Origin of the sequence: Paucidesulfovibrio gracilis DSM 16080 (assembly GCF_900167125.1) — a bacterium.
GTDB lineage: Bacteria > Desulfobacterota > Desulfovibrionia > Desulfovibrionales > Desulfovibrionaceae > Paucidesulfovibrio > Paucidesulfovibrio gracilis.
Genome location: NZ_FUYC01000003.1, coordinates 15,522 through 37,519 on the forward strand (window position 1 = coordinate 15,522; position 21,998 = coordinate 37,519).

General features: G+C 56.8%; 17 protein-coding genes and 1 tRNA gene. 8 read left to right on the forward strand and 10 right to left on the reverse strand.

Annotated features, from left to right (window positions below; all coding sequences use genetic code 11):
• Positions 1-1,029 (forward strand): aspartate-semialdehyde dehydrogenase, encoded by a 1,029-nt coding sequence (locus B5D49_RS04345; RefSeq protein WP_078716451.1) that lies wholly within the window; start codon positions 1-3, stop codon positions 1,027-1,029.
• A gap of 108 nt (positions 1,030-1,137) precedes the next feature.
• A complete protein-coding gene (locus tag B5D49_RS04350) occupies positions 1,138-2,079 on the forward strand; it encodes an aminotransferase class IV (RefSeq protein WP_078716800.1) in 942 nt (313 codons plus the stop codon).
• A 63-nt stretch (positions 2,080-2,142) separates the two neighbouring features.
• Here the strand turns inward: B5D49_RS04350 and B5D49_RS04355 are convergent, their stop codons facing one another.
• Positions 2,143-3,027: a hypothetical protein gene (locus B5D49_RS04355; RefSeq protein ID WP_078716452.1), complete on the reverse strand. Its 885-nt coding sequence runs from the start codon at positions 3,025-3,027 to the stop codon at positions 2,143-2,145.
• A gap of 179 nt (positions 3,028-3,206) precedes the next feature.
• On the opposite strand from B5D49_RS04355, the gene B5D49_RS04360 reads away from it, so the two are divergent.
• Positions 3,207-4,943: a CgeB family protein gene (locus B5D49_RS04360; RefSeq protein ID WP_078716453.1), complete on the forward strand. Its 1,737-nt coding sequence runs from the start codon at positions 3,207-3,209 to the stop codon at positions 4,941-4,943.
• A 358-nt stretch (positions 4,944-5,301) separates the two neighbouring features.
• A complete protein-coding gene (locus B5D49_RS04365) occupies positions 5,302-7,689 on the forward strand; it encodes a cyclic nucleotide-binding domain-containing protein (protein ID WP_159447126.1) in 2,388 nt (795 codons plus the stop codon).
• A gap of 22 nt (positions 7,690-7,711) precedes the next feature.
• On the opposite strand, the gene rfbD is transcribed toward B5D49_RS04365, so the two are convergent.
• From rfbD to B5D49_RS04385, 4 genes are all read right to left on the reverse strand, one after another.
• Positions 7,712-8,599 (reverse strand): dTDP-4-dehydrorhamnose reductase, encoded by an 888-nt coding sequence (gene rfbD / locus B5D49_RS04370; RefSeq protein ID WP_078716457.1) that lies wholly within the window; start codon positions 8,597-8,599, stop codon positions 7,712-7,714.
• A complete protein-coding gene (rfbB, locus tag B5D49_RS04375; protein ID WP_078716458.1) occupies positions 8,596-9,627 on the reverse strand; it encodes a dTDP-glucose 4,6-dehydratase in 1,032 nt (343 codons plus the stop codon). The genes rfbD and rfbB overlap by 4 nt, the downstream gene beginning before the upstream one ends.
• 67 nt (positions 9,628-9,694) lie before the next feature.
• Positions 9,695-10,147 carry a tRNA (cytidine(34)-2'-O)-methyltransferase gene (locus tag B5D49_RS04380; RefSeq protein ID WP_078716460.1) on the reverse strand — a complete coding sequence of 151 codons (453 nt, stop codon included), beginning with the start codon at positions 10,145-10,147 and terminating at the stop codon, positions 9,695-9,697.
• Between the two features lie 77 nt (positions 10,148-10,224).
• Positions 10,225-11,622 (reverse strand): mannose-1-phosphate guanylyltransferase/mannose-6-phosphate isomerase, encoded by a 1,398-nt coding sequence (locus B5D49_RS04385; RefSeq protein ID WP_078716461.1) that lies wholly within the window; start codon positions 11,620-11,622, stop codon positions 10,225-10,227.
• 238 nt (positions 11,623-11,860) lie between these two features.
• On the opposite strand from B5D49_RS04385, the gene B5D49_RS04390 reads away from it, so the two are divergent.
• Positions 11,861-11,949: transfer RNA gene (locus B5D49_RS04390), tRNA-Leu, on the forward strand.
• Here the strand turns inward: B5D49_RS04390 and B5D49_RS04395 are convergent.
• The 3 genes from B5D49_RS04395 to B5D49_RS04405 all read right to left on the reverse strand — a co-directional run bounded on the left by B5D49_RS04395 (position 11,928) and on the right by B5D49_RS04405 (position 16,327).
• Positions 11,928-14,528 (reverse strand): ATP-binding protein, encoded by a 2,601-nt coding sequence (locus B5D49_RS04395; RefSeq protein ID WP_078716462.1) that lies wholly within the window; start codon positions 14,526-14,528, stop codon positions 11,928-11,930. The genes B5D49_RS04390 and B5D49_RS04395 overlap by 22 nt on opposite strands.
• Positions 14,529-14,713: 185 nt before the next feature.
• Positions 14,714-15,307 (reverse strand): hypothetical protein, encoded by a 594-nt coding sequence (locus tag B5D49_RS04400; RefSeq protein WP_078716464.1) that lies wholly within the window; start codon positions 15,305-15,307, stop codon positions 14,714-14,716.
• Between the two features lie 60 nt (positions 15,308-15,367).
• Positions 15,368-16,327, reverse strand: coding sequence for a tetratricopeptide repeat protein (locus tag B5D49_RS04405; RefSeq protein ID WP_078716465.1), 960 nt, complete (start codon positions 16,325-16,327; stop codon positions 15,368-15,370).
• 311 nt (positions 16,328-16,638) lie between these two features.
• Here B5D49_RS04405 and B5D49_RS04410 point away from each other — a divergent pair, with 311 nt between their 5' ends.
• From B5D49_RS04410 to B5D49_RS04420, 3 genes are read left to right on the forward strand one after another with little or no spacing between them, the layout of a single operon-like run.
• Positions 16,639-17,739: a PP2C family protein-serine/threonine phosphatase gene (locus B5D49_RS04410; RefSeq protein WP_078716466.1), complete on the forward strand. Its 1,101-nt coding sequence runs from the start codon at positions 16,639-16,641 to the stop codon at positions 17,737-17,739.
• A 1-nt stretch (position 17,740) separates the two neighbouring features.
• Complete coding sequence (locus tag B5D49_RS04415; protein WP_159447127.1) at positions 17,741-18,466, forward strand: ATP-binding protein; 726 nt, start codon at positions 17,741-17,743, stop codon at positions 18,464-18,466.
• Positions 18,467-18,478: 12 nt separating this feature from the next.
• Positions 18,479-19,597, forward strand: a complete 1,119-nt coding sequence (locus tag B5D49_RS04420; protein ID WP_078716469.1) for an Hpt domain-containing protein — start codon at positions 18,479-18,481, stop codon at positions 19,595-19,597.
• A gap of 86 nt (positions 19,598-19,683) precedes the next feature.
• Here B5D49_RS04420 and B5D49_RS04425 read toward each other — a convergent pair whose 3' ends face one another.
• Both B5D49_RS04425 and B5D49_RS04435 read right to left on the reverse strand, forming a co-directional pair.
• On the reverse strand, positions 19,684-20,307 hold the full coding sequence (locus B5D49_RS04425) for a putative metalloprotease CJM1_0395 family protein (RefSeq protein WP_078716470.1): 624 nt from the start codon (positions 20,305-20,307) through the stop codon (positions 19,684-19,686).
• Positions 20,308-20,561: 254 nt separating this feature from the next.
• Complete coding sequence (locus B5D49_RS04435) at positions 20,562-21,938, reverse strand: MBL fold metallo-hydrolase (protein ID WP_078716472.1); 1,377 nt, start codon at positions 21,936-21,938, stop codon at positions 20,562-20,564.
• Positions 21,939-21,998 lie beyond the last annotated feature (60 nt).

Below are 21,998 nucleotides of genomic sequence, written 5' to 3' on the forward strand. Positions count from 1 at the left end.
ATGAGCAAGAATCCCAGAGTGGCCGTATGCGGCGCCACAGGCGCCGTTGGCCGTGAAATGCTCAAGGTGCTTGAGCAACGTGAATTTCCCGCGTCCGAGGTGGTACCCTTTGCCTCGGCCCGCTCAAAGGGGAAGAAATTGCCCTTTCGTGGAGGTGAGCTAACGGTTCAAGAATTGACCCACGATTGTTTCGAAGGATTCGACGTGGCTTTGTTTTCAGCCGGAGGCTCCACCTCCGAGACCTATGCTCCTTCCGCGGCCAAACTGGGGTGTACTGTGGTGGACAACTCCAGCGCGTGGCGCATGAATCCCGAATGCCCGCTGGTGGTCCCTGAGGTGAACCCTCACGACCTCAAATGGCATAAAGGTATTATTGCCAATCCGAACTGCTCCACCATCCAGATGGTGGTTGCCTTGCAGCCCATTCATCTGGAAGCCCGCATCAAGCGTGTGGTGGTCTCCACCTACCAAGCCGTTTCCGGTTCCGGGCAAAAGGCCATTAATGAGCTGGAAACCCAGGTCCGCCGTTTGTTTAACGGACAGGAAGTGGTGCCTGAGGCGTATCCGCACCAGATCGCTTTCAACTGCTTGCCGCAGATCGATGTCTTCCTGGAAGACGGATACACCAAAGAAGAAATGAAAATGGTTAACGAAACCATTAAAATCATGGGCGATCCGAACATCAAAGTCACGGCCACTACGGTGCGTGTGCCTGTGTTCTATGGTCACTCCGAGTCCGTGAACATTGAGACGGAATCCAAGCTCACCGCTGACGATTGCCGGGCGCTTCTGGCCACGTCTCCGGGGATCGAGGTGGTGGATTACCCGGAAAAACAAGCCTATCCCATGGCCTTGGACGCGACTGGGCTGGACGAAGTGTTCGTCGGGCGCATTCGGGAAGACCATACCGTGGAGAACGGGTTGAATTTGTGGGTGGTGTCCGACAACATTCGTAAAGGCGCGGCCTTGAATGCTGTGCAGATCGCGGAAACGTTGCTGGAAATGGATCTCATGCGGGTAGAGCGCTAACCGGCGTTCGCCTGACCGGGATGCATAGTGGCGGTCCGGGCCGGGATTTGCATCGGTCCGGATCGCTGTCGTTCCGGCAGGGCGGACGCTGTTAAGAAGGAAAAAGCCGTGGCTGAAGTTCTTGATGCCGATAGTTATCTCCAAAGGATGCTGAACACCGCCCGACCGGGCATGGGCCGGGTGCATGCGTTTTACGACCACCGGGTGGGGGCTGTTTGCCGTGACCCCCGGCTTATGTTGATGCCGTGGGACGATCATTTGGTTCACCGGGGTGACGGTGTGTTCGAGTCCATGAAATTCATCGGGCGCCGTCTGTATCAGGTGGAACCGCACCTGGAGCGGCTGAAGCGTTCCTGTAAGGCGATTCATTTGCAGCCGCCGTGTTCCTGGGATGAAATTCGTGACAGCATTGTGGATGTGGCCCGGGCCGGTGGCCGGGACGACGGCATGGTCCGGGTTCTGCTGGGGCGCGGTCCTGGTGGATTCGGCATCGACCCTGATGAGTGTCCCGGAGCCAGCTTGTATGTTGTAGCCTACGACATCCACCGCAAGCCCGAGGCCGTGTATGAAAAAGGCGTCACCGCCTTCAAGACCTCCATTCCGGCCAAGCAGCCCTATCTCGCTACTATCAAAAGCATCGACTATCTGCCCAACGTGCTGATGAAGCGCGAGGCCGTGGAAAAGGGCTATGATTTCCCGATTTGTTTTGATGATCGGGGCTTTTTGGCCGAAGGCGCCACGGAAAACGTTTGCATCGTGGACCAGCAGGGCCGCCTGCATATCCCTGAATTCACCAACGCTTTGGCTGGAACGACGCTCATGCGGGCCATTGATCTTATCAAGGACGAGGTGGATTTGATCTTTCGGGGAATTCGGGAATCGGAGATTCGGGAGGCCAAGGAGGTCTTCATCGTGGGAACCACTACGGACGCCCTTTCTGTTGTGCGTTACGAAGGGAAACCCATCCACAACGTAAAGCCCGGAGCCGTAAGCAAGCGTATTCGGCAGCTTTTGCAGCAGGACTTACGGGAAAACGGGTTGCCGCTGTAACGTTTCTTTTGTTTTTCAGTCGTTAGGCCGCATGACTGCGGCCTTTTTTTTGCCATAACGTGCTTATGCCCCGAGTGCCGGAGCCAGGTCGTGAAGAGAGATCTTGGCAACGTCGGGAGAAGGCGCGCGTTGATCGCGCACGGATTGCTCCAACAGCGCACGCACATCTTTGGAATCGGGCAATACTGTGCCGGTATAGGCCGTGGCCCAGGAGTGACAACGCAGGACGTTCAAAGCCCAACAGACTTGATCCGGCAGAAAAAATCCAGATTGGCGCAAAATGAGCCGGGCCATGTTGTCGGGGGAGCATCGGGAAAGGCGCCCGGCGACGTTCATGGAATAGAGCGGATAACGGATGCGATGAAAACGAAGCCCCCGTTGAGCCGCTTGGATGCCGAGTTCCCAGGCGGGAAATGGTGAGCTTGCAAACCAGCGACAGAGGCGTCGAGCTTTTCGAGTCATCACGGGGAGTGGGCCGATGGCGTTGAATCGGCGCAATTGCTGCGTCGTTGGTCCGGTTCGGGGATGCGGCAAATCATGGTTTGTTTCGAGCAGTAACCCGTCCGAAAAAAGGATGTCCGCTTCAGGACGTTGTTTGAGTGCGGTGAGGTGCTGGGACATGAATTCTCGATCAAGTCGGACTCCGGGACGCACACATGCCGTCAAAAGTCCGCGGCTTTCCTGCATGGCCTTTTGAACGGCACGGCTTCGTGCCGTGTAGTCCGTACCCTTCGCATGTGCCAATCGGATGTGCCAGCCATTGCCCTGCCGCTCTATGTTCCGGAGCAGTCGTGCGGTTGTTTGCTGGGCATGCGCCTCAAGGAACCACAGCTCTACGCGGTGAGCCGGAATGTCCTGGTGTTGCAGGGAGAGGACAAATCTTCGCAGCAATTGTTCCGGTTGAATGTCGCAGAGGATAAAAGAGAATACCGCACCGGAAATGCTCATGAAACCCTTCCTTGGGATTGCAGCGTCGAACGTCACCGGAAGGGCCGCCCTTCCATGGGCAAAACCTCCCTTCTCCGCTCTATCGGCGATTGCTCCGGTTTCTTTAGAGGGCAATGTGTTTTTTCACGCTCCTATGAATCCCGGGTTGCGAAGCTCCCACCCTTGACCTACAAAAAGGGATGGGGATTCCGAGATATGATGCCGAGGCCGTGCTGCAACAGGGACGGCTTGCGGACTTGGCCATCCGGTTGATCCGGGATGGGCGGGAGCGTGTGCTGCACTGCTGGGGGCGTAATGGCCCGGAACGGGAACTGGCGTTGGCTTCCCAGGTGCCGGACGGTGTGCTGCCGGTATTTCTGGGCAACGGACTCGGTGTGGCTGTGGAAAAGCTTGCGCATACCGGTCCTGTGGCGGTGGTGGATCGGGAGGATGCCCTGCTTCGGGCCGGAAACTCGCGGGTGTTGCCCGAGCGGATCCCCGGTGTTCGACGGTTTTCCGGACCAGTGGAATCCGTGCTTCGGCAGATTCGTCAGTGGAGCCGGGAACTGGGGCGCATGCCTCATGTGGTGCCGTTGCCGTTTTATTTACGCTTGGATCCTTCGTATTATCGGGCGCTCGCATCGGCCATGTCTTCGGAACACGTTGTGCCTGCTGACCGCCGATATGCTGGGCCGCAATCCCCCGAAGGCTTGAGGGAGTCCAGCGGTGTTCCGGCCTGGAGCCGGTATCCCCGGTTTGTTTCCCGTCTGCCTCGTGTCCTTCTTTTGACCAAGGAATATTTTCTGTACCGGGAAATCCAAACCGCTTTGAAACGGTTGGGAGTGTCTTTTGCCACGGTCAGCGTTGGGGAGTCGGAGCGCATGCAGGCTGACTTTGTGCGCAATTTTTTGGAAACCGTGGCCCGGTTTCAGCCCGATTTCGTCCTGACCGTGAACCATTTCGGTCTGGATCGTGAGGGGAAGGTGGCCGAACAGTTGCATGCGGGGCGGTTGCCGTTGGCATCTTGGTTTGTGGACAGTCCGGAGTTGATTCTTCATGACTGGCCCGGCTTGGACCTCCCCAATGTGGCGGTCTTCAGTTTTGACGCCGCGAGCGTACCCGGGTTGCAAAAGCAGGGATACGCTTATGCCGGGTATTTGCCATTGGCCACGGATCCGGAACGATTTCACCCAAACAGCCCGACCCGTCGCGATCTGTGGAGCAACGTAACCTTTGTTGGTGAGAGCCTGACGGATCGGGTCCGGGGACTTGCAGCACGCCTCGGGAACGAAACGCTTGCACAGATGTTGGAGAAACAGGGCAAAGCCTTTGCAAAGAGTCCCGCACGGTCCCCCATGCTGTTTCTGCGGGAGACCGCGCCTGATCTGGCGTCAAAAGTGGAGGGGCTTGACCGGGAAGCCCGTCTGGCGGCGGTCTCGCTGCTGACCTTTGCCGGGTCACGATGGTATCGGCTGGCTGCGGTTAGCGGACTCAGCGAATTTTCTCCTCTGGTGATCGGTGATGCGCATTGGCCGGAATTGCTTCCTGCGGAAGGGGTACGGTTCGCACCGCGTATTGATTATTATGAGGAGTTGCCGGGAGTGTATGTCGGAAGCGGCGTCAATTTTAATTGTACCAGTGCACAGATGAAGGGCGCCGTGAATCAGCGGGTGTTTGACGTGCCTGCTTGCGGGGCTTTTTTGTTGACAGACCAGGCTTCCCAGTTGGCGGAGTTGCTGGAACCGGGGCGTGAGATCGCAGTCTATGAGGAAGTGGAAGACATCCCTGACTCGGTGCGGCGATGGCTCACCGATGGTTCGCGACGCCGGTCGGTGGCGCAGCGGGCCAGGAAGCGGGTGTTGGCTCAGCATACCTACGAGCATCGGCTTCAAAGGCTTTTGCAGACCATGCGTCAAACATTTACGAACCTTGCTTGAAACCGGCATTGATTGTGGGCTACAGCTTTATGGAAGTCGAGTGCTGACAGAGTCAGAGAATAGGGAGCAGTTCGCGTGAGCGGATCGTGCGACAAGGCATGAGGCGAAGATGGCGAAATTTTATTGCACCGATTGTGAACTAGGCAAACAGGTTCCTGAGGCTTTTGCAGGGCGGAAGGTCCGTTGTCCGGGATGCGGCAAGGTCACGGTGGTTTTGCCGTCCTCATCGGGTGATACCTCTGCTCCCGATCAGGACAGTGCCGTCTTTCGTTGTCCCCATTGTGAACGGGAACAGTCCGTTCCCGCGTCCCTGGTCGGACAGCGCGCCCGGTGCCCGCATTGTGGCGGAGTCGGTAAGGTGTTTCAGCCAAAGGATGGCCTGGCCCAGCCGGATGGCGTTCCGTCCATGGAGCCGTGGGAAAGCGAACTGGCCGATGACCTGGCGGAAGAGTTTGCGGAGGCCGAAGCGGAGCCGAGAGACCGGGGGGTGCCTGCCACGCCTTCGGACCTTGCATCCGGCGGTGGCGCGGGAAGGGCTTGCCGCGAGGACGATATCGCGGTGCCATGGTGGCGTGCAGTGAAGAACGGCATTGCCTTGGGCGTTTCGGCGGTCCTTTTTGCGTTGGCTCTGGCTTTGGCTCCTTCCTGGGGGGTGGCGCGTCCGGAATGGTTTCCCCTGGTGGTTACCATGGCGTTGGTTGCCGCGTGTGCTGGGAGTTTGGTTTACGGCCTGCGAAGCCGCGTCGCCTGCGCAACCGGTGGGGCGGATGTGGCGGCATATGCCGGGCTTTTTGTTTTTGCCCAGCAACTGACGCAGTATTCCGTGGAAACTTTTCCCGGGGGCGCCTTGCCCACCTTGGCCGCTGGTATTGTCGTGACCACCGTACTGGTGGCCGTGTTTTGTTTTTTTCTGTCCCGCTTACGCTATGCGGATTGGGTTCGGTTTGTTCCGTTTCCTGTGATGGGCGGGGCATTGGCCGGTTGCGGAGCACTGTTGCTCTTGTCCGCGTATCACGTGACATTCGGGCATCCTTGGCAATGGGAACTCGTTGCGGACTGGACGCAACTGAATGTCTTGCTGGGCATTGTTCCTGTTTGGGGACCGCCTTTGGGATTGGGGCTGGTTCTGTTTCTGGTGTATCGGCGTATTCATTCCCTCTGGTGGGTCGTGTTCTTTGGAGCGGCAGCGACTGTTTGGTGTCTTTGGGGGACGAGGTACGCCCCGACCAGCTGGAATGCGTGGCTGTGCTCGGATCCTGTAGTCGGCGGAAGCAATATTTTGGTTCTTTCCCGTACCGCAACGTTTTGGGGAGGAGTGGAATGGCCCGTTTTGGCGGATCATTCGGGCGTTCTTCTGGCCACAGCGTTTCTCGCGGCTTTTGTGGCTTCGTATAAGCTGTTGCGTCTGGAGGAACATCTCGGACGTGATGTCGGTGCAACGTCGGAGCTTCATGGATTGGGGCTTGCGAACATGGTTTCTGCCCTAGCCATGGGCGTTCCCGTCTCCTTGTCCTTGGGGCGGAGTTTGGGGCATTTGCGTTCCGGAGGAGGAGGACGAACGGCTGCGGTTGTTGCGGCGTTGGTCTGTGGTGCCGCACTGTGGCAGGTGGATGCGCTGCTCATGCATGTCCCGCGTTTTTTTTGTGTTGGGGTACTCGTCTTTTTGGGGGGCAAGCTGCTGAAGACCTGGCTTGTGGACAGTGCGCTGGAGGATTTGCAACCTCACGAATACGGCAGCCTGTTGTTGACGTTTCTTGTTACCGTTTTTGTCGGATTTCCGCAGGGAGTGGTTTGCGGGGCGCTGCTGTCCTTGGTTTTAGGGTTGTCCCGCCATTCCGCCTCGTCCAGCATCAAGCAGGTGCTCTCGGGCGAAGCCTGCCGGAGCAATGTGGAGCGCAGCCCGGAACAAGACGCAACACTTCGGCGGATCGGCGATACCATCCTGATTTTACGTCTGCGCGGATATCTTTCCGGCGGAGCGCTGAGTGCCGCTATGCGGACGCTTTGTGAGCGTATGGAGGATCCCGGTCGTACACTGGTCCGGTATGTTGTTTTCGACTTCACCGCCATCCGCGGCATCGGTTCGGGACTGACGCGTGTTTTCAGTGCATTGTTGCGCTTGGGACAGGCGCGGGGGATGCGTATGGTCCTGACCAATGTGCCTTTCACTTTGGAAGAACGGCTCGAAAAAACAGGTCTTTCAGATCCTGAGACGCAGGGGTTCCAGTTGTTCCGCAATCTCGATTACGCCTTGGAGTGGTGCGAGGACAGGCTCCTGGAAGAGGAGGGGCGGGCAGATACGGATGAATTGTCTCTGGAGGAGTTGTTGCACGGAGTGTTTCCGGATGTGGATGCGTTGCACCGGTTGGAGCGTTTGCTTCAGCCACGGGAGTATCGTTCCAGGGAATATGTCTTTCGCCAGGGGGATGCCGCAGACGCCATGTATTTTGTGCAGAGCGGGCGGCTGACCGTGGAGCTGGAGAGCGAGGACGGGCGTACATTGCGTTTGCGTAAGCTGGGACCGGGCACGGTTTTCGGAGAAATGGGGATTTATACACAGGCTCCACGAAGTGCTTCGGTGCGTTCGGCAGAGCGGGCCGTGGTCTACCGATTATCCCGTAAGCGCCTGGAAACGTTGCAGGCTAAGGTCCCCGAACTGGCGATGGTTTTGGACCGGTTCCTGGTGACGTTGTTGGCCCGTCGTGTTGCCTCCGCGGACATGATGGTTCGTGATTTGATGCGCTGATGGATCGCGTTACGAAATGACCTCAATCGCCAGGCAGCTCCTCGCTCAGGTCGGTGTATACGTAGTCGCGGAGTGCCTGGGTCCAGGGACGCGGCGTCACTCCCGTGACCATGGTGAATTTTTCCGTGCTGAGCTGGGAATTGGTCGGACGTGCGGCCTTGACCGGATATTGATCCGCATTGATGGCTTCCACCCGGCAGTCGAGTCCGGCCACGCGAACGGTTTCGGCAGCCAGTTCGCACCAGCTTGCCTGTCCGCTGTTGACTATATGAAACAAGCCGGTAGCGCCGCTTTCCACGAGTTGGAGAGTATGCTTGGCCAGGTCCGGGGTGTAGGTTGGGGAGCCGGTTTGATCGTGGACCACCGAGAGAGTGTCCCGCGTTTGCGCCAGCCGCAGCATCTTGGAAACGAAATTGTCCCGTCCAGGACCGAACAGCCAAGCCGTGCGGATGATCAACACCCGTTCCAGATTCATCTCAAGCAGTCTGCACTCACCACGGTGCTTGGTCTTGCCGTAGACGGAAAGCGGCTCTGCGGATTCTTCTTCCGTGTAGGCCTGTTCGTTTTGACCGTTGAAAACAAAATCCGTGCTGAAATGGACCAGGAGGAATCCCATTTCCAGGGAATGTTTTCCCAAGCGTTCTGGCAAGGTCGTGTTCAGCCGTTGGGAGAGATCGGGTTCACTCTCGGCCGCATCCACCTGGGTGTGGGCTACTGTATTGAAGACTATTCTGGGTTCTTCGCGTTCCAGGAAGGCGGTAAGCGCGTCATTGTCCATGGGGTCGAGGCTGGCCCTGCATGTGCCGACGGTGTTGGCACCGGCGTGTTGTAGCGCGTTCATCAGTGCCTGACCGAGCAGTCCTGACTCTCCGCCCAGTACAACGACCTTGCTTCCTTCAAAAACGGTCATTGTCGTTCTCCATACCATTGATCCATGAAGGAGCGGTATGCGCCGCTCTGCACCTGTTCCAGCCAGTGAGAATGATCACGGTACCAGTTCAGGGTGCGCTGCAAGCCTTGTTCAAAGGTCATCTGGGGAGTGAAGCCAAGTTCCTTTTCCGCAAGCGAGAAGTCCATGGCGTAGCGTTGATCATGCCCCGGGCGGTCCTTGACGAAATGGATCAAAGAATGGGGGCATTCCAGCTGGTCCAGCAGCGTCTTAACGAGTTCAAGGTTGGAGCGTTCGGCCTGGCCGCCGAAGTTGTAGGCCTGCCCTGTTCGGCCTTTGAGCAACGCCAACTCCACCCCACGGCAGTGATCGTCAACGTAAATCCAGTCGCGTACGTTGCTTCCGTCCCCGTATATGGGCAGCGGTTCCTGGTTCCGTGCCTTGGTGAACATCAGGGGGATGAGTTTTTCCGGGAATTGGTACGGCCCATAGTTATTGGAACAGCGTGTGATGACCGCGTCCAGCCCATATGTTTCCACATAGGCCCGGACCATGAGATCCGCTCCAGCCTTGCTGGCGGAGTAGGGGCTGTTCGGGGCCAGGGGCGTCATTTCCGTGAACGCGCCTTCCGGGCCAAGAGAGCCGTAAACTTCATCCGTGGAAACCTGGACAAACCGTTGTACACCGAACTTTCTTGAGCATTCCAGCAGGTTTTGGGTTCCCTGGACATTGGTGGTCACAAATGGCGAAGGATCATTGATGGACCGATCCACATGGGATTCCGCCGCAAAATTGACCACGGCTTGAATATGGTGTGCCGTGAGCAGTTCTGAGACATACCGGGGATCGCGAATATCGCCCTGCGCAAAAATATAGTTGCCGCCCTGAGCCGTTTCCGGCGCTTGTTCCAGATCCAGAAGGTTGGTTCTGTTTCCGGCATAGGTCAGCAGATCCAGATTGATGATGGACCAGTCGGGGTGATGCTTCCGCATCAATCGAATGAAGTTGGTGCCGATGAAGCCGCATCCGCCGGTAACCAATATATTCATATTATTTCCTTTTTAACCAAAGATTCCGCCTCGGACTATACGCAGGCGGCAAAGGGAAGGCAAGTGTCTACATCCCGGGCAGCAGGTTGCAGGACCGCAGGGCTTCGTAAAGCAGAATGCCCGCCGAAGTCGCGAGATTCAGGCTACGTACGTTGTCTGTCGTGGGGATGCGCACGCACTGACTGGTGTGCTGCAGTGCCTGGATGGGGAGGCCCACGGCTTCCGGTCCCAGGAGCAGGCAGTCCTCCGGGGCGTAGTCAAAAGCGTGGTAGGCGGTTCCGGCCCGGGCGCTGGTGCCGATCAGGCGACCAGGAGAAGAGGCAAGGAACGCTTCCCAGTTTTCGTGGACCGTGAGGCGGACTTTGGGCCAATAGTCCAGCCCGGCGCGTTTGAGGTAGCGGTCATCCAGTGAGAATCCCAGAGGCCCGATAAGATGCAGCGGGGTGTCCGTGGCGGCACAAAGTCGGGCTACATTGCCCGTGTTGGGCGGGATCTGTGGTTGGTAGAGTGCGATTTGCATGTTGGTGTGGTTTGTCGGTTGTGGCAGAGGCGGGGCGTTGTTCGGAATCGTGGCGTATGCGGTCGAGCCAGGCGGCGCTACCTTCCGTAAACATCCTCAAATCGAACGATGTCGTCCTCGCCGAGGTAGGAGCCGGTTTGGATTTCAATGAGTTCCAGGGGGACTTTGCCGGGGTTTTCCAGACGATGCACCTGACCGATGGGAATGTAAGTGGACTGATCCTCGGTAAGGAGGAAGTCGTTGTCGCCGATACGAACCTTGGCGGTTCCTTTGACGATGATCCAATGCTCGGCCCGATGGTGGTGCATCTGCAGGGAAAGGATGTGACCGGGCTTGACCTGGATGCGTTTGACTTGAAAACGGTGTTCCGTGGCGATGCATTCGAATCCGCCCCAGGGACGGTATTCCGTGGTGTGCGCCAGAGCTTCGGTGCGGTGTTGGGTTTTGAGCTGTTGGGTGATGTCCCGGACATGCTGCATCTTGTCCTTGTGTCCCACGAGGATGGCATCCGGGGTTTCCACGGCGATGATGTCCTGCAAGCCGACAGCGGCCAGCAGACGTTTTTGGCTGTGCAGGTAGCAGTTGGTGCAATCCTGGGCGAGAACGTCCCCACGCAGAACGTTGCCCGCGGCATCTTTGTCCTGTGCGGAATGGCGCATGGCGGACCAGGAACCGAGGTCGCTCCATTCAGCGTCCAGGGGGACCATCCGGCACCGTTCGGTGCGTTCCATCACCGCGTAGTCGATGGATTTGGCCGGGCAACGGGAAAAAGCCTCCCGGTCCAGGCGGATGAAATCCAGATCATTGTATTGGCCTGCCACGGCCTGGTCGCAGCAGTGGACAATTTCCGGTTCAAAACGTTGCAGTTCCTGGTACAGTGTGGAGGCCTTGGTAAGAAAGATGCCGCTGTTCCAAAAATATTTCGGGTCCGAGAGCAAGGCCTGCGCGGTCTGCTGGTCGGGTTTTTCCGTGAATTTGTCCACTTGGAACCCATCGCCTACCGGAGCGCCGGCCCGGAGGTAGCCGAAATTGGGTTCCGCATGGCCGGGGCGGACCCCTAGAGTGACGAGGTCTCCATCTTGGGCCAGAGGTGCGGCTTTGGCTACGGCTTCTGCAAATTGGGGATCGTTTGAGATGACGTGGTCCGCTGGAAGAATGAGCAGGACGGGGTCTTCCTCGCGGCAGAGCAGGGCGGCCACACAGAGGGCCGGAGCCGTGTCCCGGGCGGTCGGTTCCAGAACGATACGGGCGTGATGGTTTAGTTCACGGAGTTGTTCCGCCACAAGGAAGCGGTGATCGTTGTTGCAGAGCACCATGGTGGAGGACACATCAGGGATGATTCCGATCCGGCGGACAGTTTGTTGAAAAAGGGTGCCGTTTCCGCGAACATTCAAAAACTGCTTGGGATGTTGTTCCCGGGAAAGAGGCCAAAGACGGCTTCCCTTTCCGCCGCTGAGGATTACCGGCTGAATCATGCTCCCTCCCGGAAAAAAACGTGCCGCGTGTGCTGCTGCGCGATCATGGCAGGCAATGTAGAGCAATCCAGGCCAGGGCGCAACGTGGGTTCGGGCCGTGGGAAAAGGTATTTAGGTTTCAGCGTTGACGCTGTGGCCGAGTCCATTTACAAGAACAAGCGCTTCAGGTGCAGGGCGACCCTTCGGGGCGACGCACCGGGTGGGAAATAATCGTCCCGTTCAGGCTACGTATCAGGATGCCGGAGTGATGGAATTGGTAGACATATCGGACTTAAAATCCGAAGATCATTTATGATCGTGCGGGTTCAAATCCCGCCTCCGGTACCATAGATTTCCTGACCCTCGCTGTCGCTTTCTTCTGTCTCGTGCCGCCTTAAAAGCGTATCGAGTTTTTCCGCAAGCAGATTCATATCCACGGGCTTGGGTAAATAGTCGTCCATCCCGGCCGCCAGGCAATTGTCGCGATCTTCGTCCATAGCGTAGGCGGTCAACGCGATGATCGGTACATCGGGAGCCGTGGCCGTCCCTGTGCCGGTTCGAATCGTCCGGGCGGCCTCCAGTCCGTCCATTATGGGCATCTGCACATCCATGAGAATCGCGTCAAAGGGAGTATCGCGCACGGCATCCAGCGCGTCCTGCCCATTTTCCGCTTCATCCACCACCACTTCTTGTTTTTCCAGAAAACGCGTCAGAGTCAGGCGATTCACGCGGTCGTCCTCCACCACAAGGATACGCAGCCCGTGGAGCGAGACGGTCCGGAGCGGTTTGGGGAGGGGAGGCCGAGTTGGTTCCGTTGTGGAGCGGTCCAGGGGAAAGCGGAGTATGATGGTGAAGGTGGTGCCGTGTCCCGGAGTGCTCTCCACGGTAATGCGCCCTCCCATGAGGTCCACCAAGCGTTTGACGATGGACAGTCCCAGGCCCGCGCCTTGATGCCGACGGGTGTAGGTGTTGTCTTCCTGCATGAACGGTTCAAAGAGGTGGGGCAAAGCGTCTTCGCCGATGCCGATGCCGTTGTCTCGAACCATGAAGACGATTGGGTATTCGGTTTCGTTTTCGCGGGGCAGGAGTTCTGCCGAAATGTACACGCTTCCGTTTTCCGTATATTTGAGGGCGTTGCCCACCAGATTGCTGAAAATCTGTTGCAATCGCCCCGGGTCGCCCAGCAGTGCGATGTCCAGCTTCGGATCGCAGCTCAGCTCCAGGGTTAGTCCCTTCTGTCGTGCCGTGGGGCCAAAAAGCGTTTCCAGGGTCTGAAGCTCTTCGGGCAAGCGGAAGGAATCCTGGCGAATATGCATTTTTTTGGATTCGATGCGGGAAATATCCAGAATATCCCCCAGCAGGTGGGTCAGTCGTTGGCAGGAGGCAATGGCTTCCCGTGTGTAGGTCTGTTGTTCCTGCGTTAACGATGTGTCGCGCATGAGCTGCAGCATTCCGAGCATGCCGTTGAGGGGGGTGCGTATTTCATGGCTCATGTTGGCCAGAAAACGGCTCTTGGCCTGGTTGGCCTCTTCGGCGTCCTCCTTGGCTTGTACCAATTCGGATTCAATGCGGAGGCGGGCGGAGATGTCCCGCACGATGCCGAAAATATATCGTTGTTCTCCTTCGGAAAACGCTACGACCTTGATTTCCACGGGCAGTTGCGAGCCGTCCTTTCGCACTAGTTCCGTTCGAAAGGTGGTTGCAGCGTCCTCGAGTTGAGAGAGCCAGCCTTCCTGCGTCTGTTGGGCGTAGCCTGGCGCATAGGTGGAAACGGGAGAATCCATGAGCTGTTCCCTGGAGAATCCGAGCACATCGCACGCCGCCTGGTTTACGTCCTGAATCGTCCCTTGGGTGTCCACGAGGAAAAATGCATCGCCTGCATTTTCCACCAGCCGTCGGTACCGTCTTTCGCTCTGTTCAAGGGCCGTTTCCATGACTTTGCGTTCGGCCAGTTCGTTTTGGAGTTCTGACGTTCGCTCAAAGACTTTTTTCCGCAGAGACCAGGACCAGACCAGAGCAATGACCAGGAAACCTACACAAACGACAAGAGCCGTGAGCACGGCGGCACGCCAGCGCTGCCAAAAGCTGGGCGGAGCGAACTTCCCGAACCATTTATCGTGCAATTCCTTATATACGCCGGTTTGCCGGGCAATGGCCAACCCCTCGTTGAGACGGCTGATGGTCTGGGTATGGCCCTCAGGTACGGCAAAACAGTAATCCCTTGGTTCCATGGGAGTACCGACCGCGACGATATTGTTGAGTGTGAGGCGGTCGACATTATATAGCCCCTGCAAAGTGGCCAATAGGGCTGCGTCAAAATATCCCATGGCCAGGAGTCGTAAGGCTTCTTCCTGCGTGGCCACGGCAACGATATTGGTTTCGGGGAAACGTTTGATGGCGAAGTCATGCATGATGTCACCACGTTGAACGAGCAGACTTCTCCCGGCGAGATCCTTGTCCGAGTGGACAGGGGATCCGCGTCGCGTGAAAACGGAGTGGTAGGTTCGGATAAAAGGTGTTGAAAAATCCACGAACCGGTCGCGGTCCGGAGAATAGTACATCCCCGTTAGCCCGTCGATGGTGGCGGATTCCAGTTGGGAGCGCACCCGATTCCATGGACCGAGTTCGATCCGCAGACGCATGTCCATAATGCGGGCCACCGCCTGAATCAATTCAACATTGAATCCGGTGGGAACGCCTTTTTCAAGATATTCGTAGGGCGGATAGTTTGCGTCGCCACGTATGACCAGGACGGTGTCATCTCCTGGCGGTTGGGCTGTGGCGGCGGCGGGAAAGAACGCGAGGGCCAGAAAAAATAAGGCAACTCTTGCGAACCGGCGTGTTCGGAAGATGGATTGGTTCCGTACGGCGATAGTGGGACACGGGCCGGACCGTGGCAACGGCGGAGCAGGGAAGAATTGTTTCATGGCGTGATCCCCGTATGCGTGGGAACGAAGGGTGACCGGCCCGGATGACGAATCACGTGAAGCAATTCGGGTGATCGCCAGTGTGCCCGTCCCCGTCGGTGGACCTTTCGACGACAACGTTGAATGCTTGCACTATACGCACAAAACAGGAGAAAAGTCGAGTTGTCGGAATGAGGCGGATGTATTCAGGCGGTGCCGGATACTCGGTAAAGAGGCTTATGCATACGCGGCTTGCCGAGGCGTTCCAGTTCTCGGTGAATCGGTGGCTGATTTTGGTATGTTATGTTGCGTATCAGGTCGAATTGCTGGGTATGATTCAAGATTCTATTCAGGTTTTCCAAGTGCAGGCAGAGCGCTTCCTCCTGGAACCCCGATTCCATCTCCCAAACATAACTGGCCGCTCCATCCCATTGAAGATGGAAAATGCCCAAAAAATCTTCCTTGCCAAAATCACGAAGCAGAGGTGCAAGACGAATGTTCGTCTGCTTGGAGTCGATTTGTTCCGGGACTTCATCCAAACCGTCGACCGAAGCCTCCACCCCGAAGTGCTTGGCCTGCAAAAGCATGCCGCGGCGTATGACGTTCACTTTGGGGGTGTATTCGCCCTGTGCGGTGAATGCCGGGAGTTGCGTCTTGCGGTTCGGCCCTACGGCCAAAAGCGCTAGACGATTTTGCCAGTCGTCGGCATGCCGTTGTTGGAACCGCTGTACCGCCGTACGGGTCAGGTGAAGCAGGGCAATGGTGTGGCATGAGCCGGAAACGGTGATGTGTAAACGCATACTGTATCAGTTTCTCCAGAGAGAGCGATACAGGGCCATGGCGCAAATGGCAAGGCCGGGTCAGCTGAGGATGTCGATGTTGCGGGACTGGGTGTCGTACCGCAGCCGTTTGTGGTTGCCTTTGGATTCGGATGCGTTCGGGCCGCCGTCTGGTGCTGTCTGCTGTTCAGCCAGCAGGTTGGCGTGCTCCACGGCTTCACGCAACGGGGTGGCGATATGGTTTTCCAGGCGGGCTTCGCGCATGAGCCGGCCTATGTGCTGTTGAAGGTATCGGGCGAATTCTCTGGCTTCGTTGGCAGCGGAGTTGATTTCCAGGCTCGCCGTCAGATTACGCACGCATTCCTGATAGTTGCCCATCTCATAGTTTGCCCTGGCTGCGTTGAAGAAAAGGTTTTCATCGTCGGTATCGAAGCGCAGACCGCGTTGAAAGTAGGATACGGCTTCCTCAAACATGCCGCGTTTGCGCATCTGGATGCCGAATTCGTTGAACAAGTGTTTGTGTTCCGGGGCAAAGGTGGCGTTGATCTCCACCAGTTCCTTGAAAACATTACGGGCCTTGTCCGTTTCATTGCGGGAAAGGTAAACAAGTCCCATGCCGAAGAGGGCGCGAACGCATTGTTCGTCATGGCCCAGCGCGATATTGTACTCGAATTCGGCGGAGTAGGGTTCTCCGCGTTCCCGGTGCCTGTCGCCCCGGTTCACAGCCTGTTCTATGCTGCGCATTACAGGAAGAATTCTGGTATTGAACAGTTCCACTTCCGGGTGGAAATCTTTGTAAAATTTGTCTGCCGGGATATGCTGCACGTCTCCGGAGGGGGCCATGTGCTTGTTGACGCGTTGGATTTCAAACTGGGAATCGTCCAGCTTGGTTCCGACCCAAAAAATTTTGGATTCCTTTCTTTGCGTCGTCGTGCCGGTGCCTATTTTGATCGTTTTCCGCGTGGAAAAGGCGCAGCTTGGCATACCGCTTCTGCGCATGTATTCTTCCCAGGCGGATTGGGCTTCGTTCGGGCTGCTCATATCATTCCGTAAAGAATAGGCTCCGACAGTTTGTTGAGAACACTTTGTTTTTTTTGTTAATACAACTCCACCGAAGGAGTGATGATCCGAACCATAAGGGTAGGTAGAGAGGTATGACTTTGTCAACTTTTCGGATTTCCCATATTTCAGCATGTTGGAGCGAAGGGGTTATAACTTGTGGTGATGGTGGGAAAAAAATATTTTGAACAGTTCGTTACAAAGCGGTCGTCGTTTGCATGCTTGTCCTTTGCGGTAAAAACTGCGAATACTTGTAAGAACGATGGAACCAAGTGACGGAGCAGGAAGCAAATATGGCAACAACGCATCGGATTATGATCGTCGATGACGAACCCGTGAACATTTTGGTTCTCCAGGGATTGCTGAAGAATGCCGGGTTTGAGGTCATCTCCGCCACAAGCGGAGAGGAGGCCCGGGAACTGGTCCGCGAGGGGCCACCGGATCTGATCCTGCTCGACATCATGATGCCTGGCGAATCCGGGCTGGAAACTTGCGGCCACTTGCAGCGAAATCCGGAAACAACGGATATTCCGGTTATCTTTTTGTCATGCCTGGATCGGGACGACAACAAGGTGGAAGGCCTGAACATGGGGGCCGTGGACTACATCACGAAGCCCTTTCATGGTCCGGAAGTTTTGGCCAGAATCCGTAATCATCTCGGTTTTTCTAGTCGGCGTGAGAAAATCATTCAGAGCCAGTCCCGGCGTCTTGGTCAGGTGCAGCAAGCTCAACGGGACATGCTTGTGCAGCCTACCGATTTGCCGGAGGCGGTTTTTTCTGTGGAGTTTATCCCGACCCAGGAGGCGGGGGGAGACTTCTACGATGTGGTGGCGTTGGGCGATGGCCGTGTGGGCTATTTGGTGGCCGACGTGAGCGGTCACGATCTGGGCGCATCGTTTCTTACGTCCTCGCTCAAGGCACTCTTTCGTCAAAATGCCCGGAGCGACCAGAGCAGCGTTGAAACATTGGCGGCCATTAATGAGGTTTTGCAGGGCATAACCCCGCCGGAAAAATTCCTCACGGCCGTTTATGCCGTGTTGGATCGTGCTGCGGGGCAGCTGGATATTGCCCTTGCCGGACATCCTGCCCCCGGTTTTTTGCCGCGTAATGGCGATCCCAGGCTGTTGGACGCGGACGGGGATATCCTGGGTGTCTTTTCCAACATTGAATTGGGGCATCTTGTCGTCCCGGTCTCGCCGAAGGATCGCTTCGTGTTCTATACGGATGGACTGGTGGAACAAAGCGCCGCTCCCCTGGGGCGCGAAGCGTTGACCCGGTTGATGACGGATGCCGGGAATCTGCCCCTTTCCGGTATGGCACAGGGTATCGTGGCCGAGGTCTTCGGATACGCCGTGCCGGAGGATGACGTTTTGGTTCTGGCTGTGGAGGTGTGAGATGTATTCCTGCCGGGTCGAAGGGGAACACCTTTGGGTGAGGCTTGGCGCGGAGTTACAGCTGGTGGATCGACTCTGTTCCGATGTCTCCGCATTTTTAACCGCGCACAATGTTCGTGGGATTGAATTTGATTTCAACCTCATTCTTCGAGAAGCGGTTTGCAATGCCATTGTGCACGGCTCCGGAATGAACCCTGCTCTCGCCGTTGAGGTCCGTATGGAGCTTCGCCCGCCGGACCTTGTCTTGCGGGTGCTGGACCAGGGACCGGGATGGAACTGGGAGGCGCGCAATCAATGCCCGCCGCCGCCTGACCAGGAAGGAGGGCGGGGCATGTTTATCCTTGAAAATTATGCCGACTCGGTATCTTTTAATAAAGCTGGGAATGAAATCATCGTCACAAAACGTTACGAGGCTCAGGAGAAGAGCATGAATACGACCAACAATGATTTCCGCCGGGAAGTGACCATGGGACAGAGTCTTTCCGCCGGGACACTGGATGAATATCGAACGGTGTTCAAAGAAGCCGTGAGCAAGGGCGTTTCCGAAATTGTTCTCGACTGCAAAGCCCTAGAAGTCGTCGACTCCATGGGAATAGGCCTGTTGGTGGCTACGCACAACAGCCTGCATAAGGTTGGTGGCGAATTGGTTATGATCAATACTCCCGAGCCGGTGTATAATTTGTTGAGCACCATGCGGCTCAATCGTCATTTCACCGTCAAGCGGTAAGAGGGGGAGCGCATGACCTATATGGGGGATGAACTTGTCGTCAGCTTTGTGGAAGATTGCCGAGAGCATCTTGCCCACATTGAGCAGGACTTGCTGGATATGGAGTCCTCCGGGGTCGATGCGGACGAATCGCTGGTCAACTCCGTTTTCCGTGCCGCCCACTCCATCAAGGGAGGGGCGGGGATGCTTGGTTTCAACAACATCAAGCTGTTGGCGCATAAGTTGGAGAATGTCCTGCACATGATCCGCAACAAGGATCTTGTTCCGTCCTCCGACGTGGTCGATATTCTGCTTAAGGGATTTGACCGCTTGTTGGCCCTGGTGGAGAGCGTGGACAAAAGCGACGCCATGCCCATTGATGAGGCCTTGAATCCGTTGCAGCGGTTGATTGAGGCAGAGTCGTCGGATGCCGTTGCCGGAAGCGACGCGAGCATCCAGCTGGACAGCGGGAGTGTCTTCACCGTGGATGCTGTTAGTCTGGAGCAGGCGCGACGTGGTGGAAACTATATTTATCTCATCGAGTATGACTTGATTCACGATATCCATCTCCGTGATACCTATCCGCTTGAAGTTTTTGCCGATCTGGAGCGAAGTGGCCGTGTGTTGGATTGCCAGCTTGATTTTGCGGCCGTGGGCAGCTTGGAGGAGGAATTCGGTAACCGCATCCCCTTTTATGTCCTTTTCGCCACTATTTTGGAAAAGGATTTGGTCAGCACCGTGACCAGGGTGGATGAGGAACGAATCAAGAATATTGAATCCGCGTTGGAGCAGGGGGCCGTCGAGCTGATGCAGCGTCAGGCCGAGTTTGGTCCGTATTTGCTCTTGGGCGATGAAGCATCGGCGCTGTTGCGTTTCCCCGAAACGCCGGAATTGGAAAATCTAGAGCAGCTGCGTGCGGCCTTGTTGCATGGTCTTGAAAACAAGCGGTCCCTTCGTCTGGATTTGAACAACGTGTTGGAGACGGACCTGCATTGCCTGCAATTGCTTTGCTCTGTCTTGCGACAGGCCCGCAAGGACGGCATGGATATAATGATAGAGGGGGGAGTCGCCCCGGAGGTTCGGCGGCTGGCTCGGGATTTGGGCCTGTTGGCCTCGTCTGATGCCGGGCTTGGGCCACTCTTTCAGGAATAAGGCAGTGTTCCGCAGACTGGTGCCGGGCTATGCACAGATCCAACCATGCTTCAGGTGCGCCTGGGAAGAGTTTTTTTGTTGACGTGTCAGGCTCGGGCGGAAAATCCACTGCCCGGGGATGGAAATTCCTGTTCTGTATAGCGGAGCACCGCCCGTTGTGTTTGGACGCGTGCGGTTCGGGAAGATTGTCGGGCATCCTGCTGGACAGAGGGAGCGGCTCCGTTTCCTTCGGTATGGGTGTGTAGCTGTATCGCCATCCGGGCCTGGGCTTCCATGGCCGCGGCCTCCGCGGCCACATTTCTGTCTTCAGGTGACGGTTCGGCCGGAGCCATTGCTGCTTGCCGCACCGTTTGGGCCTTTTCCGCCATGACGGTCGGATCGTCCGGCACCGGGGACGTGTCCAGGTTGACCTTGCCTCCGACCGCGTAAAGCGCTCCCTTCGGTCCCTTTTGTATTTCAAGATGCATTCCACCCCGAACGTGTTCGCCGCCCGCCGCAAAATGTGCCTGCTCGTGCATGCGGACATCACGCTCGCGCTCGCGCAATTCCGTCAGTTGCTGTAGCTCTTGGGCGGTTTGTTCCGTGTCTTTTTCTGCAGAGGCGGCTTCGGGAGATGGGGAGAGCCGGAAGCCGAACGCGTCCGTCCCCTTGCCCGCAAAGGACATGGGCTGGAGTGTGTTGTTGATGAGGGGAGACACGTTCGAAGTCATGGCGATTCTCTCCCTATACAAATATACTTTTCGCTCGTCTTATCGGATGGGATGGGTGGATTCTTTAGGGGCAGAAATAAAAAAATCCCCGCGTTCCATAAAAGGAACACGGGGAGGTGGCCAAGGATGGCGCGGAACATTTTTCCCCGCGAAGATGGCTGCTCAATAATCACGGCCGCGTGTTTGATAAAACGGGGGGGCAACAGCATCGTTGTTGATGGATGCCCTTTGACCTTCCCTTTGGGAAAGGGCCGCTAGACCAAGGGGTGATTGCCTTGCGTCCAGGCGATGATACCGCCTGCCAAAGAGCGAACCTTCTCGAATCCTTGCTTTTTAAGGGACGAAGCCGCAATGTTGGAGCGATAGCCACTGCCGCAGTAGACCACGATATCCCTATCGCGGGACATATCAAGGCCGTTGTCCAGGACGTGCGTCAGCGGAACGCTTTGGGCGCCAGGGATGCCGCCACCAGACAGTTCCGAGGGGGTGCGCACGTCGAGAATCGTGGCAGTTTGATCGTCAAGCATTGCGGCCAACTCTCCGGCGGAAACCTGGTTCAGACGTTCCAGGTCGCGGCCGGAAAGCATCCAGGCATTGATGCCTCCGGCAAGGTAGCCGAAAATACGGTCATAGCCGATGCGGTGAAGTTCGGTGACCATGTCGTCATACCGCTTTCTGTCTTCCACCACGAGCAGCAGGTCCGCGTCCGGCGGAACGACCATGCCCACCCAGTTGGCGAGCTGTTTTTCAAAACCAATGTTCAGAGAGCCAGGGATGTGGAATCCTCCAAAAGCTGCGGTGTCCCGCGTGTCGATGACGAGGTATCCTTCGGCCATATATGTTTCAAACTGTTCCGGTGTCATGGCTTTTTCCAGGGGGCAGCATTCCAGCAGGGGCGCGCCGTCCCGATTGGTGCTGATGATGTGGCCGAAACTTTTGGGCCTGGTGGGGAAGTCTCCGGTCATGACGTTATGGAATGCTTCGAAGGAGGGGTATTGCAACATCGGGTTGTGGCGCCGTTCAAAGCCGAGGGTAGAGTTTAGCTTGGAACTCATTCCCTTTCCGCAAAGCGACCCCATGCCGTGGGCAGGAAATACTTCCAAATGGTCCGGCAATTGGGCGAATTTGACGTACAGCGTGTTGTAGAGGTTGCGGACCTGTTCGTCGATGACGTCGGCCCCGGCAAGATCCGGGCGGCCGATGTCGCCGACAAAAAGGACGTCGCCGGTCAGCAGCATCCACGGTTCCTCGGAGCGTGACCGGTCCGTGACCAGCACGGAGAGGGCGTCCGGGGTGTGTCCGGGGGTATGCATAAATTCAAGTCGTGCATTGCCGATGTCCAGGCGTTCGCCTTCCTTGATGCCGTGAAAGGGGAAGTCCACGGGTGAGGTTTCGTACATCATGATCTTTGCACCGGTGACGGCTCGCAGCTCATGCGCCCCGCTCACGTGGTCGGCGTGAACATGCGTATCGATGATGTGGGTGATGCGCATTCCCTCCTCTCGGGAGATATCAAGGTAATCTTGAATATCCCGCTTGGGATCCACCACTGCCATGGCCTTGGCCCCGGGGCATCCCACCACGTAGGAGAGGCAGCCCAGGCCGGGAACGGAAATCTGTTTGAAGTACATGCGTGACTCCTTGTGGATTGAATTGGTTTCAACCTATTATAATAATCATTCTCGAAAACA